Annotated in this window: 10 protein-coding genes; 6 read left to right on the top strand and 4 right to left on the bottom strand. The window is 56.1% G+C overall.

Annotated elements, in window-relative coordinates:
* Positions 1 to 103: 103 nt before the first annotated feature.
* Complete coding sequence (locus tag PV433_RS24335; RefSeq protein ID WP_332074625.1) at positions 104 to 1459, bottom strand: ABC transporter substrate-binding protein; 1356 nt, start codon at positions 1457 to 1459, stop codon at positions 104 to 106.
* A 31-nt stretch (positions 1460 to 1490) separates the two neighbouring features.
* Positions 1491 to 2486: a hydroxyacid dehydrogenase gene (locus PV433_RS24330; protein WP_332074624.1), complete on the bottom strand. Its 996-nt coding sequence runs from the start codon at positions 2484 to 2486 to the stop codon at positions 1491 to 1493.
* 1031 nt (positions 2487 to 3517) lie between these two features.
* Here PV433_RS24330 and PV433_RS24325 point away from each other — a divergent pair.
* Positions 3518 to 4687: a bis-aminopropyl spermidine synthase family protein gene (locus tag PV433_RS24325; protein WP_332074623.1), complete on the top strand. Its 1170-nt coding sequence runs from the start codon at positions 3518 to 3520 to the stop codon at positions 4685 to 4687.
* A gap of 129 nt (positions 4688 to 4816) precedes the next feature.
* Here the strand turns inward: PV433_RS24325 and PV433_RS24320 are convergent, their stop codons facing one another.
* On the bottom strand, positions 4817 to 6187 hold the full coding sequence (locus tag PV433_RS24320) for an extracellular solute-binding protein (protein WP_332074622.1): 1371 nt from the start codon (positions 6185 to 6187) through the stop codon (positions 4817 to 4819).
* Positions 6188 to 6578: 391 nt separating this feature from the next.
* Between PV433_RS24320 and PV433_RS24315 the strand changes: the two genes are divergently transcribed.
* The 5 genes from PV433_RS24315 (at position 6579) to PV433_RS24295 (ending at position 12446) form a co-directional block, all read left to right on the top strand.
* Positions 6579 to 7565, top strand: a complete 987-nt coding sequence (locus PV433_RS24315) for a hydroxyacid dehydrogenase (RefSeq protein WP_332074621.1) — start codon at positions 6579 to 6581, stop codon at positions 7563 to 7565.
* Positions 7566 to 7604: 39 nt separating this feature from the next.
* A complete protein-coding gene (locus PV433_RS24310; RefSeq protein WP_332074620.1) occupies positions 7605 to 8555 on the top strand; it encodes a carbon-nitrogen hydrolase family protein in 951 nt (316 codons plus the stop codon).
* Between the two features lie 747 nt (positions 8556 to 9302).
* Positions 9303 to 9989, top strand: a complete 687-nt coding sequence (locus PV433_RS24305) for a response regulator transcription factor (RefSeq protein WP_332074619.1) — start codon at positions 9303 to 9305, stop codon at positions 9987 to 9989.
* 2 nt (positions 9990 to 9991) lie between these two features.
* On the top strand, positions 9992 to 11074 hold the full coding sequence (locus PV433_RS24300) for a sensor histidine kinase (RefSeq protein WP_332074618.1): 1083 nt from the start codon (positions 9992 to 9994) through the stop codon (positions 11072 to 11074).
* A 109-nt stretch (positions 11075 to 11183) separates the two neighbouring features.
* The gene (locus PV433_RS24295) at positions 11184 to 12446 is read left to right on the top strand and encodes a cell wall-binding repeat-containing protein (protein WP_332074617.1); all 1263 of its coding nucleotides are present in this window, start codon (positions 11184 to 11186) and stop codon (positions 12444 to 12446) included.
* A gap of 54 nt (positions 12447 to 12500) precedes the next feature.
* Here the strand turns inward: PV433_RS24295 and PV433_RS24290 are convergent, their stop codons facing one another.
* The gene (locus tag PV433_RS24290) at positions 12501 to 13259 is read right to left on the bottom strand and encodes a hypothetical protein (protein WP_332074616.1); all 759 of its coding nucleotides are present in this window, start codon (positions 13257 to 13259) and stop codon (positions 12501 to 12503) included.
* Positions 13260 to 13525: the final 266 nt, after the last annotated feature.

Here is a 13525-nt window from a genome sequence, read left to right as displayed (position 1 = left end):
GTATGTAACCAGTTTTTGTTACCAACATACACGATGCGTATAAGAAAGGCAAGGGAAACCGGCCGCCGTTGCCGGTCCCGATTTCCCCTAGGGCAGTCGCTATTTATTTGCCTCCGGATGCCGCTTTTTCCTTGGCGATCTCCAGCTTCAGCTTCTCGTCCGCCGTCCGCAGCGCCGTATTCATATCGATGTTTTTCAGCACGACGTCGTTGAACGCTTCCCGGATGACCGCCTCCTGGTTACGCCCCGGAACATCGGTCAGTTCGGGCTTGCGCTTCGGAGTCGGAGCGGTAGGCGGATAGTAAAACACCGCGTTCATATTCTTTTTGCTGTAGACGGGATGCGACGCACCCAACGTTTTTTGGATATCCTTATTGGTCAGCGTCGTAGGTATGCCTTTCTTGGAATCTTCCTGCTGCACTTCGTCGGAGAGCATCTCCGTTATAACCTGGAACGCTTCTTCCTTATATTTGCTCTGCTTCGTAATCGACCAGTAAGCCGGTCCGCGCTGGCCCATCAAGTTGGGAGACCCGGGCAGCATCGGGTAAGAGACGATATCCCAATTGATGTTTTCCGGTATGATCAGGTAGATGTTGTGCTGATTGGCCATCATCGCGACCGTTCCTTTGCCGAATGCGTTGCCTTCGTTGGCCAAGTTGGGGTCCATGGCGTTGTTCGGGATGTCGTAAAATTTCTTGAAGGTGGTGAACAGCGTCTTCCACTTCTCCGGATCGGTCAGCGAGTCCGTCGCCGGGTCGAGAATCGGCAGCGACCACGGGTTGTCGCGCAGCATAGCGGTAATGCTAGAGCTGAACCCTCGGTATACCAGCCCGTTCTCGACACGGGTCATTTTTTTGGCGACCTCGTATACTTCGTCCCACGTCATCCCGTCCTTCGGATACGGCACTCCGAACCGGTCGAACAAATCTTTGTTGTAGTAAAGCACGAGCGGGAAGTACGGCGGCACCGGCAGACCGTACAATTCGCCTGTTCTTCCGGCGTTTCTCATTTCCTGAATGAATACTTCGTCGAACCGGTTCAAATTGTACTGGTTTTTCTTCACCAGCTCATCCAGGCCGTAAGCGAGGCCAAGATCCAAATATTTCGCCTTGAGACCGGGGACGTCGATTCGCATAATGTCGGGTATTTTGTTTTGGGCGACAAGATCGGTAATGGTGGTGCCTGCCGCCGCCTTAATGTACTCGATCGTAATATGCGGAAACTTTTTCGTAAGGGAAGGGAGGAAGCGGTCGTCGAATTCCTCTTTATTGACGCCCTCGGTGTAGATAGTGAGCGTAATCGGATCTTTTTTGGCAGGGGGAGTCTGCTGCTCGCCGCCCGCCGGGCTCGGGCCGGATGCCGCCGGCGTACCGCCGCTGCCGCCGCTGCATGCTGCGAGCAGCACGGTCATGGCCAGAATGCTGATGGACGCGCTGGATGCGAAGTGTTTTTTGATCACCTTGGAACCCTCCTAGACGGATGTCAAATGGTTAGGCAAGTATGTCCAGCCGGCTGAGATCGATCTCGCCGTTTAATAAACCGCTGCTTGCAAACGCTTCCAATTCTTGCGCCGTAAACGCTCCCAAACTTCTTAATCCATTCGTAACGACTCCTGCGACATGCGGAATCAACGTTACATTCGGCAGTGTGCGGAACGGATGGTCCGCTGCCGGGGGTTCCGGGTTCGTCACGTCGAGACAAGCCCGCAGTCTTCCTGTACTCAGCTCGGCGACCAGCGCATCTTCATCGATCAAGGAGCCTCTCGACGTATTGATCAGAATCGCGTCATCCTTCATCATGGCAAGTCTCCGGGCGTTAAACATTCGGTTCGTCGCCGGAATCGCAGGGGCGTGAATCGATACGACGTCCGATTCGGCAAGCAGCGTGTCGAGGTCTGCCGGGATGCCTCCCATGCTCGAGATCGCTTCGACGGATACGTTCGGGTCGTATACGAGGATGCGAACCTGAAACTGGCGCATCAGTTCGATGTAGGGCCGGCCGGATGCGCCTGCTCCCACTACGCCGATCGTGACTCCGTACAACTCCTTGACCCGGTGATAGTTGCGTCCCCATTCGTTGTTTCTCGTATCGGCCGCCAGCTGCCAGATGTTCTTGAGCGACACGATCGTAAGACCGAGCGCCGTCTCCGCGACCCGTCTGCCCAAGACGCAGTTCGCGCTGCTGACGCGGATACCGGAGCGGATGACCTCCGGAGTCACGACACGCTTGACCGTTCCTGCGGCATGCACGATCAGCTTGAGACCGGGGGCCCTCTCCAATATAGGTTTCTCCAGCGGCGGGCATCCCCAGGAAGTGACCGCAATGTCGGCGCCTTCGATCAGCTCGGCGGTATGAACAGGAGAAAGCGCTTCCGAGGCGTCGAACAGGGCGATCTCTCCGAGGCGTGCGATACGCTCCATATGCTCGGTGTCGAACAGGTTGGTCCGGTTTTTCCGGTCCATGAGAAATGCAATTTTTGTACTCAAAGTAACCCTCCATATAGCTGAATCGGAATTAACAATCTTCTTGCACGTCGTAGCCGGAAGCCCCGTACGATGTCACAGCCGCAGCTTTGCCGCTCCCTGGTATCCCTCCTTTTATTTTATTGTGATTTACAATTATTATTTCGTATTGGTTTACAAATCTAGCTTCGGCTTATTTCTTATACTAGGTAATATGTAGCATTTTGTCAACGAAATCATAATAAATTGTTTGATTTAGGGTTTATTGCAACTGGATTAAGTTAAATTGGTTTATATAAATTTAATATTAATTGTAAACCAATGAAGAACGGCGTTGTTTTGCTCTTCGAATTTGCAAGAACAAGCTTCTTTCAGAAACCTTTGTCGCGTCGAATGACTCATGCGTAAGGGGCTGCTTCTGATGGGAGCAGGAGAGGGAGGGTTCAAGCTTCGCCGAATTCAACTTCGCTGAAACGGAATGCATACGGGGGACTTTCACAAATAGGAGCTTTTAGTGAGGCTGTCGATTCATTGAGGACAACCGAGTGGAAAATCCAAGCGGATTTTGGACAAAATAAAGGATACAAACTATACAAACCGCTCTTATCCGCTTCCTTTTCTCTCAGCTAAAGGCAGATTGGGGAGCCGTACAGTTGATTTTCCATATCGTTTTCTTTTATAATGGTCGTATTCTAGATGGCTGGAGATGTTGTTGATGTCTGCGAGCGTTCTTAACTAATCAATTGCATAGAGTCGATTGCCTTTTCTTTTTGATCGAGCTGCCAGCGCGGCTTATTTGTCGAACGGGAAAGGACGGACTCCAATTAGTTAAGAACAGGCCATCGCGTATATTCTTTTGATTGCGGAAAGCCGTGCTCTTGAGCATGGCTTTTGTTGTGTGCAACAAGGCGCAGATTCGTGTCTCCGGGAGCCGGAGGTGACGGATTTCTTGCGTTTGCATGCCGCGATCCTTCCTTTTTTTGAAGGGCAGAAGATGGACGTTTGTTCATCTCTGCCCTTTTTGGCATTTAACTGAACCTGGGAGAGTGGATCTATTGAGGGAGTTCACGCAAGCGGTAGCCGCGAATGTACGGCTGGAGGAAGGCGAACGGGCGGTCGAGCAGACGATGGTGGAATGTTACCTGAAGCCGGGAATCTCGACGAAAGAACTGGCGAGGAAAACGGTTTTGCCCGTTCCGGTTGCCGCTGCGATCAAGAAAGAGCTGATCCGGGCCGGCGCCCTTGTGCAAAAAGACGGCGTCCATTGTTCGCCGGAGGGTAAGGCTTATGTGGAAGACAAGCTGGGATACGGCGGGTTCGATCAGGATCTGTATCGCAAGCTGATGACGGACCCGCTTGGCTGGCGGCCGGAGCTGGCTGACGGATTGCCGCTGCTGCGGGAGCTGTTCCGGGAGCGGCCGCAGGAAGATGTGAGGATCGACCAGTCCAAATGTACGATGGAGTCCAGCCTGAAGCGCGCCATACTAGGTTTGCGCGAGCAGTCGCTGATCGGCAAGCGGATCTTGTGCGTCGGCGACGACGATCTGGTCAGTATCTCGGTCGGTTTTCTGCTTAGCCGGCTTTTTCCGGGAAATGCGGGAAAGCGTCGGACCCGGATCGAGGTCGCGGATATCGATTTGCGGTTTCTGGATTATATCCGGAGTGCGTCGGAGCAGGTGGGGGTTGTTGTCGAGTGTCATCAGACGGATTTGCGGCAGTCTCTTCCCCCGGCGCTGCGCGGCCGGTTCGATTGTTTTTTTACCGATCCGCCTTACACGCTGCAGGGGATGACGTTGTTCTTGTCGCGGGGGATTGAGGCGCTCAGAAGGAAAAAGGGGTTGTCGATCTTTTTGTCGTTTGCGCACAAGTCGCCGGACGCTTCCTTGGATATGCAGCGCGAGCTGGTCCGGATGGGGCTGACGGTCAAGGAAATGATCCCTTTTTTCAACGAGTATGAAGGTGCGGAGATCATCGGCAACCGTAGTCAGATGATTGTCCTCCAGACTACGGATTCGACCGTTCCTTCGATTGTTTCGCCGTTCGAAGAAGCGCTGTATACGGGTGAGGTGAAGCGGACGCGCCGTACGTATATTTGCAAACGGTGCGGCCGTGCGGAAGCTGTCGGGTACGGAGGGGCGCATGGAACGATAGAGGAGTTGAAACGCGCAGGCTGCCCTTCGTGCCGGCACGATACGTTTGACCTGGCCGGGAGAACGCGGGCGTAGCCGGGTGCGGAACAACTTCCTGCTCAGCTGGACAGCATCTGCGGCAAGGAGAGCCGGCTTGCTTTTGCCTTCAACCGATGATGTCCTAGGCAAACATTCAAGAGGGGCGGCCTCCGCCGCCCCCGCCGCTTACGACTGTTGATCCAGCCGCTCCAGCACCGTATCCAGACTTTCCAGCTTGGACCAGTAATACCGAAGCTCGTTGCGCATCGCCATCATATCTTGCACGGAGATGTTCAAATCGGCATACGTCCGGAACGTATGGATGATTTCCCGGTACATATGGAACCGGTAGGGGCGTCGCTTGACTTCCTCCTCGCCGGTCCATTCGGCGGCCCGCTTCACGCTCGGCAAGTTCAGCGTTTGTTTGCGGATGTGCAGTTGAGTTTCATAAGACAGCAAATAATCGGCGAATCGTTTCGCGGCGTCTTTGTGGGCCGACATTTTGTTGATGCCCAGACCGATGACAACCAGCATCGTCTTCAGCTCTTTCAGGTGAGGAAGCGGTGCGATATCGTATTCGAAGGATGCCCCCTTCAGGGCGTTCAGGCATGAATAGGTGGCGATGATCATCGAAGCTTTGCCGTTAAGGAACAGCGAGACCGCATCGTTATCGTCCTCGGACAGATGATACGGAAAATGGGCGTTCACGATGTTCATGCAGGCCTCGAGCGCTTCTTTGACAAGAGGGGCGCTGAATATGCGGCTTCCATCTTCGCGCCGCCCGAACCGTACTCCGTTCTGAAGAAGGAAGATCGGCCAGCGGTTCTCGGACATGAGGTGGAAATAAAACCCGAGGCGGTCTCCTCCGGCGGCCAACTTGTCTGCGGCGGCGCTCAGATCGTCCCACGTCCAGCCGCTGTCCGGCTCGGCAAGCTCGGCCTCGCGAAAATGATCCTTGTTGTAGCAAAGCACGACGGGAGTGAAGACGAACGGGAGCAGGTACTGCCGGTCGCCCGACTGAAACGGCGCATTCAGAAACGGATACAGGTCGTCCCGCGGCTCCAGCGGCTCCAGCACGCTTTTCTCAGGAGAGTCGCCGCGGATAAATTCGTAATTGTACAGATTGATCGTCATGATATCGAGAAGCGTGCCTTCCCGCAAATATTTCTGCACCGCTTCGTAATCCCGGGGGTACACGACGGGGACAGGTTCTACCTGGACGTCCGGATTCGCCTCGTTAAACCGCTCGACGAGCTCGAGCAGCTCCATCTCGTTGTTCATCGTCGGGTAATAACCGAAGCGGATCAGCTCTCCGGTTTTTTGCTTCTTGCGTATGACGCGGGCGCCGATCCGGGGCACCTTCTCGATAAAACCTTCCGAGACGAGCACGTCGAGTCCTTTGCGCACCGTATTTTTGCTTAACGTGTACATCTCGCCTAGGTCCAGCTCCGAGGGCAGAAATTCGCCTTCAGACCGTTTGCCGGTAAGGATGTCATCTTTTAGTACGGCGATCATTTCCTCCAGACGGCTTCTGGAAGTCGTCCGTTTTGGTTTCATTCGTTATTCCTCCAACCTTATGTGCCGGTCGCGTCGTAGTGCCGGGCAACTCACTGGTATACTTATGGTTAAATATAGTTTCGTGCCTTAGGATGGCTTGAGTGATATTATAGCTTACAACAACATTGTTGTCACGATTCCTTCTTGCTAAACGGGTGCGGAGCATATGAAAATACTGTTTGACAGTCGTTTCCATCCAAAATATAATCAAAAGTGAACCAGTATATTCGCTGGATCATTATGTGAAAAGGGTTGGATCAATTAGCGGTAATGATAAAGGGGAATGTGCGGAGCTTGGCCGAAGTAATGCCGAACCGGCTCACAAGTTTCGCAACGGACAACGCCGAATGAACGGCGCCGAACGGACAATGCCGACATGGAGGAGAACGCAATGAAAATCGTACTGCTGCAAGGAAAGGAACAGAGAGAACGAATCTTTCGGAGCAATCATATGGAACAGCTGCGGATGCTGGGGGACGTCGTGGTGAATGACCAGCCCGGGCCGCCGGACGAGTCGCGCCTTGCGTCTCTAATTAAAGGCGCGGACATAGCGATTACATCGTGGGGCTGCACCCCGCTTACCGGGAACGTTTTGGAGCAGGCACCGGGCCTAAAGCTTGTTCTGCATGCTGCCGGGACGGTGAAGCCGATCGTCACGCCGGAGCTGTGGGAGCGGGGAATCCGCGTGACGAATGCAACGGAAGCCCTCGGCAAAGGCGTGGCGGAGACGGCGCTAGGGTTTACGATCGTTTCCTTGAAGGATATGTGGAGACTGAGCAAGCAGACCCGGGGCGGGGCATGGGGACCGGTATCGGGCGTGCAGGAGCTGTACGGAATAACGGCCGGCGTGATCGGGGCGGGCAAGGCAGGCTCGCACTACATCAAGCTGATGCGCAATTTTGACGTGCGGATTTTGCTGTACGATCCGTTTGTGAGCCAGGAGAAGGCTCGCGAGATGGGCGCCGTAAAGGCGGAGCTGGAGGAAGTACTGGCGCAAAGCGAAGTCGTCTCCATCCATGCTCCTTCGCTGCCGGAGACGTACCGGATGTTGAATGCCGAGCGGCTCGCCCTGATGAAAGATCGCGCGATTCTGATCAATACGGCCCGGGGCTCGCTGATCGACGAGGCGGCGCTCGTCGCAGAGCTGGAGAAGGGGCGGCTGTTCGCTTGTCTGGACGTAACCGATCCGGAACCGCCTGCGCCGGATCACCCGTTCCGCACATTGCCTAACGTTGTGCTGACCCCGCATATTGCCGGAGCCGTCAATAACGGCTTGCAGCGGATCGCTCAAGCGGTTATTGACGATTTGAGAGCGTACACGGAAGGCCGGCCGCTGCGCGGCGAAGTGCTGGCCGAGCAGATGAGCGTGCTTGCCTGAGCTTTTGCAACGGAAGACACGCACCGGAGGAGATGGGTTATGGCCAATTATGTGAAGGTGAGCTGCTTGGGCCCCGCCCCTTGCAGAATCGAGGCGGCGGTTCCTGCCGAGGAAGCGCTGGCGCGCATGATGGCGCATTGGGAGAAGCAGCTCGACAGCGTCCTGCCCGACAAGCCGGACCTGATCGTATTGCCGGAGGCGTGCGATCGTCCGCTCTCCAGTGTGTATCCGAAGGAACAGAGACTGGAATATTACCGGGTAAGAGGCAACCGGATTCGCGACTTTATGGCCGAGAAGGCGGCAAGCCATCGCTGCCATATCGTGTACCCGTCGCATGTGCAGGCCGAGGACGGAAGCTGGCGCAACACCGCACAGCTCATCGGCCGCGACGGTTCGGTGATCGGCACGTATCACAAAAACCATCTCGTGCCTGCCGAGTACGATCAGAACGGCATTTTGTACGGCAAAGACGCTCCGGTATTCCAGTGCGATTTCGGCACGGTGGCGGTCGCGATCTGCTTCGACCTGAACTTTGACGAGCTGCGGCAGCAATACGTCCAAGCCCGTCCCGATCTGATCGTGTTTCCTTCCATGTACCACGGAGCGATCATGCAGAACTACTGGGCTTATTCGTGCCGGGCCCATTTCGCCGGAGCGATAGCCGGGCTGCCGTGCGCGATTATTTCTCCGCTCGGCGAAGCGGTCGCCCAGAGCACGAATTATTACCCGTTCGTCACGACGACGATCAATCTGGACTGCGAAGTCCTGCATATCGACAAAAACGGGGCGTGCTTCCGGGAAATCAAGCGGAAGTACGGACCCCAAGTGTCCATTCACGATCCCGGCTTGCTCGGCTCGGTGCTGCTGTCCAGCGAAACGGACGAGTTCAGCGTCGGGGCGATTATCGAGGAGTTCGGCCTGGAGAAGCTCGACGAGTATTTCAGCCGGTCGCGGGAGCATCGATGCGCTCCGGGACATCTCGAGCCTTGAGGTTTGGTTTGAAGCTTGACAGGGCGGCGGCTTCCGGGTGATGGGCCGAACCATTTGCAGTCCGTAGAGCTGTCTGCGATTTTCGGCATTACCTTGCAGATAAGAGCGGTTTGTAGCTCCTATATTCTCGATGCGAATGCTAATCTAGGTAGCAACGCAGGAATAAGGGCTGCAAACCGCTCTTATCCGTCGTCATTTATCAGATTTGGGTCTTTTAAGAGCGGTAAACGAGGCTGTCGATTCATTGTGTAGAAGTGTTAGTAGGCCGTTCCAAGTGAAAAGTTACCTTCTTCTACTCAAACAGGTTGTCCGGAATCCCTTGATTGAATAAGGATTGTAAGGTAGGGGATTCCAGACAAAACTCGCCAGAAGGTAATCTTTTCCCTTTCCACTTGGTTGTCCATAATGAATCGACAGCCTCGTAAACCGCTCTTATTTGGATTAATCGGTCACCGCCAGCCGGGGAATTGGCAAGGGTATTCTTGAATCTTTCGCATTCACGTCGTTAGCTAGGCGCTTCCCCGCACCAGTCGAAGGAATCCGTACGTCCGGCATAGTTCCGGAAAGGTCGTTTCGTCTCCTCAAAGCTCTGCAACCTGCCTGCCAACTTAATTTCCCCGCCTCGCCCCCATTGGTTGCTCTTTCTTAGAACCGTCCCGCAGGCAGCCGTTCCTCCTCCCCGCTTGAGCTTGCACCCGAATTTGCATTACGATGAGGGTAACCAACAAGCGAAGGAGGCGGTGGATCGTGAAGACGATACTCGTCGTCGAGGACGACGATAATATCCGGGAGGTGATCCTCTCTTACCTGGCCAGCGAAGGGTATCGGACGCTGGAAGCGGAATCGGGGAGACTGGCGCTGGACCAGATCCGGGACCGGCACGTCGATCTGGTGGTGCTCGATCTGATGCTCCCGGACGGAGACGGGGAGCAAGTATGCGAGACGATCCGCGGGCGCAGTCCCGTACCGATCCTGATGCTGACCGCCAAAACCTCGCACCGCAACCGGCTGCTGGGCTTGTCGCTCGGAGCGGACGATTATATGACCAAGCCGTTCGACCCGCTGGAGCTGATCGCCAGAGTGCGTGCCATCCTGCGGCGCACAGACGGAGGTGATCTGCTTGCGGACCGGATTCCGTTTCGGGGCGGGGAGCTGCTCATCGATGCGCTGCAGCAAAAGGTGGTGCTGAGGGGAGAGACGGTTGCGTTAACACCGAACGAATACAAGCTGCTGCTCGTATTTGCCCGCAACCCGAACCGGACGTTCAGCCGCGACGATCTGGTGGACAAGGTGCTGGGCTTTGATTTTGACGGTGATGCCCGGACGATCGATCAGCACATCAAAAACTTGCGGCACAAAATAGAAGCCGATCCGAAAAATCCGGGCTATATCGTCACCGTATACGGAATCGGCTACCGGTTTAGTGGAGGCTGAGAATGAGACAGTCGCTTCGGGTCCGCATGGCCGTTACGCTTGGCGCCGTCGTGTCGCTTATCTTAATTTTATCTTCGGTTACGCTCGTTGCGGGCATCCATTATCACTTCAATATGTACCAGCTCGAGTCCGGCGGAGCGGCAGGAGGCGCTGCCGGCTGGAGCAGTCATCTCGAACGGGCCGTGATGCAGGCGATCGGCTGGACGCTGCTCGGATCGATTCTGATCGTCGTGCCGGTCAGTATTTGGCTTGGTAAAAAGCTGGCGGGACCGCTGGTCCGGATGAAATATTCGGCGGAGATGATGGCAAGAGGCCAGCTTGGAACCCGCACAGAGGTGCAGGGCGGGGACGAGCTGGCTGCCCTCGGACTGGCGCTGAACCGGCTGGCCGAGCAGCTTCAGGAGCAGGAGCGGCTCCGGATCGCGATGACCGAGAATATCGCCCATGAGCTGAGGACGCCCCTGACTACGCTCAAGAGTCATCTGTCCGCCTTGAGGGACGGCATATGGCAGCCTTCGCCGGAGCGGTACCGGGTATGCCTGGACGAGATCGGCAGGCTGATCGGACTCGTATCCGATCTCGAGGATCTGAATGCGCTGGAGTCGGGAGATTTCGGACTATCGTACACGACCGTCCGCGTCGGGGAATTGCTGGAGCGCTGCGCGGAGCTGTTGTCTCCGGCTTATGCGGAGAAGGGCGTCGAACTGCAGACGGAGCCGGTTGATGACGGTCTTGTCATGCGGGCCGATCCGGACCGGATGAGACAAGTGCTGGTCAATTTGCTGTCGAACGCCTTGAAGGCGACCCCGGCGGGCGGCAAGGTTGTGATGTCCGCACGGCCTAATAACGGGCACATTTGCTTTGTCGTGAAAGATACGGGGGCGGGGATAACGAAGGAGGACTTGCCGTTTATTTTTGAGCGATTTTACCGGGGAGACAAGTCCCGGAACCGGAAGACGGGGGGCAGGGGGATCGGACTTGCCATCGTCAAAGCGCTCGTACAGGCGCATCAAGGGGAAGTATGGGCGGTTAGCGGGGACGGCCGGGAGGCAGGCAGCGAATTTGTTGTCGTTATCCCGCAATAACCGGATCTCCTTCACAAGTTCTTCAAAAGTGGCGGCTACACTGTGTGGTACGGACGCCTAGTTGCCGAATAACCGTGTCCGCAGTAAAACTTGGAGAAGGAGAGACAGTATGAAACGAAAGCTAGTGCTGAACGGTTTGCTCGTCGGAGCGACCGCCATGCTGCTTGCCGGCTGCTTCGACGGTAACGGAAAAAACGATCCATCCGCATCGGCCGGCTTGCCGGGAGGAGGCGCGGCGGCTGACATGCCGTGGATCGCTACGAAAAATACGACGCGGATCAATACCGGCGATCCGTACGAGGCGGCTGTGCTCGTCTCCCGGTCGTTATGGATGGCTAACCGGGACGATAACCGTCCGGGCGGCATCGTGCTTGCGAATTCCGAGCAATGGCAGCTTGCGGCCGCCAGCGCCGATCTGATCCATCATCCGAACAACGGGCCGGTGCTGTTCGTCAACAACGACTCGATTCCGGAAGTGACGCTCAACGAAATTAAAAGGCTCAAGCCGGCCGGGGTGCCTTCCAATAACGGCGTGCAGGTCGTGCTGGTCGGCGATCTGGCCCCGCAGATCGAGCAGCAGCTAACGAAGCTGGGTCTGAAAACGGATAAAGTGACGGGAGCGAACCCGGCGGATGTCGCCAAAAATATCGACGCCTATTACGCCAAAGCGGCAAACGAGCTGCCGTCGTCGGTTATCGTCGGTTCGATGGACGATCCGGCGTTCACGCTGCCTGCCGTGAATTGGATCGCCCATATGCCGGAGCCGCTGCTGTACGTCAAGAAAGACGAGGTTCCCAAAGAAACAGCCGAAGCGCTCGCGAAGCGGAACGGGGCCGCGAACGTGTATATTCTCGGGCCGGAAAGCGTCGTCTCCAAAAAGGTCGAAGACCAGCTAAAGCCGTACGGGCGGGTACAGCGGATCGCCGGCAAAGACGCTTACGAGAACTCCATTGCGTTCGCCCGGTATTCCGACCCGCAGACCGGCTTCGGATGGGGCATTACCGTACCTGGCCGCAACCTGTCGTTCGTGCCGGCCGATTCGAACGCAATGGCCATCGCGGCGGCTCCCTTCTCGCATTTGGGCAAACACGCGCCACTGATCTGGACGGGCAAAGACAAGATGCCGGATTCGGTTATGGCATACGTAATGTCGATCCAGCCGAAGTACGAAAAGACGCCTACGGAAGGGCCGTATAACCACGCTTGGATCAGCGGGGACGAAAAGCTGCTTACCGGTGCCGCTCAAGGAGAGATCGATTCGATGCTGGAGATCGTTTCGGCTTCGGGAGGCGGGCATGGCAGCATGGGCGGCGCGGGCGGCGCGCAGCAGGGAGGCCAATCTTCGGGAGGCGGCGGGCATGCGGGCCATTAACCGATTGTCCATCCCGCACGGGTCTGTTTCGGTCGTCAACCGGCGCGGGCAGCCTTATTTGGCGCGATGATGGTTGAGCAGCGTATCGTAGCGGGAATTGCGGTACGGCTTGGACGCATATTTGCGGCATTCTCCGGGATGGCGGAACGATTTCATCTTGTACCGGTTGCCCTGCTGGCTTGGCGAACGGAAAATCTCGATTTTCTGCTTGACAGCCAGCAGCGACAGCACGGACTGATCGTGCCGGTGATCCTGGAATTCAGGCAGATTGGGCAAGCCGCAGCGGTTGGGACTGTCAGTCACGATTTGTTCGTTGCAGCAGTAGTCCAGCCATTGCTGGACAAATTTCCGGCACCGGTCGTTATTGAGATACAGCGAGAACGAGCCCATCAGCTGCTGTGCGTCCCAGTACCGGCTGGAATCGCAGTCCATCAGCACGAAGCAGTCCCGTTTCGTCCACATCCGGTTGAGCTGGTTATGGGTTTGGAACAGGACGATCCCTTGTTCGCGGCACAGCCGGATCAGCGGGTCCAGCGGCCTGATAATCTCGATGCCGGCGTCGCTGTAGATGATCGTATCACCGGGCTTCATAGCCGACATCGCCTGCAAAATATAATAGGGCTTCCAGATCCAATAGCCGGCTCCCCGCGGCTGCCGGAGAATGGACTGATTGTCCCGGTAAAACGAAGAGGCGAGCAGATCTTCTTCCCGATAAGCAAACACACGGTCCGCTCCGTAACGGAGAGCGGACTGCTCCAATTTGTCCTGTGATGCGAAAAACCGCGGAGTGGCATAACTTACCAGGCCGATCATTGGCGTTCCCCCTTTCTCCATCCTAACCCGCACGGATTCGGTTCCGATTGGCGCCGATAGTTGTACATTATGACGCATTCCGGGATGTGTGACATAGCGGAAGTCTATCTTGTTCACAGACCTGGCGACCGCCGCACTGAGGCGGGGCCGGAACGTCACCCGAATCCGGGTCTTGCTCCTGCCCGGGGATACTGGTATTATATAGTTCGGCTAATTGGACAGGATGAACCAGGATTTCAGTAAGGAGCTCGGCGGCTTACAGAGAT

The sequence above is a fragment of the Paenibacillus sp. GYB004 genome (genome assembly GCF_036577605.1).
Taxonomy (GTDB): Bacteria; Bacillota; Bacilli; order Paenibacillales; family NBRC-103111; genus Paenibacillus_AB; species Paenibacillus_AB oceani.
Note: the sequence above shows the minus strand (reverse complement) of the source record. Positions and strands in the feature narration are given on the sequence as shown.

What these genes read in the sequence shown, in the direction of transcription:
- PV433_RS24290 (WP_332074616.1), bottom strand. Translation starts at nt 13,259, where the DNA reads ATGATCGGCCTGGTAAGTTATGCCACTCCGCGGTTTTTCGCATCACAG.
- PV433_RS24310 (WP_332074620.1), top strand. Translation starts at nt 7,605, where the DNA reads ATGGCCAATTATGTGAAGGTGAGCTGCTTGGGCCCCGCCCCTTGCAGA.
- PV433_RS24300 (WP_332074618.1), top strand. Translation starts at nt 9,992, where the DNA reads ATGAGACAGTCGCTTCGGGTCCGCATGGCCGTTACGCTTGGCGCCGTC.
- PV433_RS24320 (WP_332074622.1), bottom strand. Translation starts at nt 6,187, where the DNA reads ATGAAACCAAAACGGACGACTTCCAGAAGCCGTCTGGAGGAAATGATC.
- PV433_RS24315 (WP_332074621.1), top strand. Translation starts at nt 6,579, where the DNA reads ATGAAAATCGTACTGCTGCAAGGAAAGGAACAGAGAGAACGAATCTTT.
- PV433_RS24295 (WP_332074617.1), top strand. Translation starts at nt 11,184, where the DNA reads ATGAAACGAAAGCTAGTGCTGAACGGTTTGCTCGTCGGAGCGACCGCC.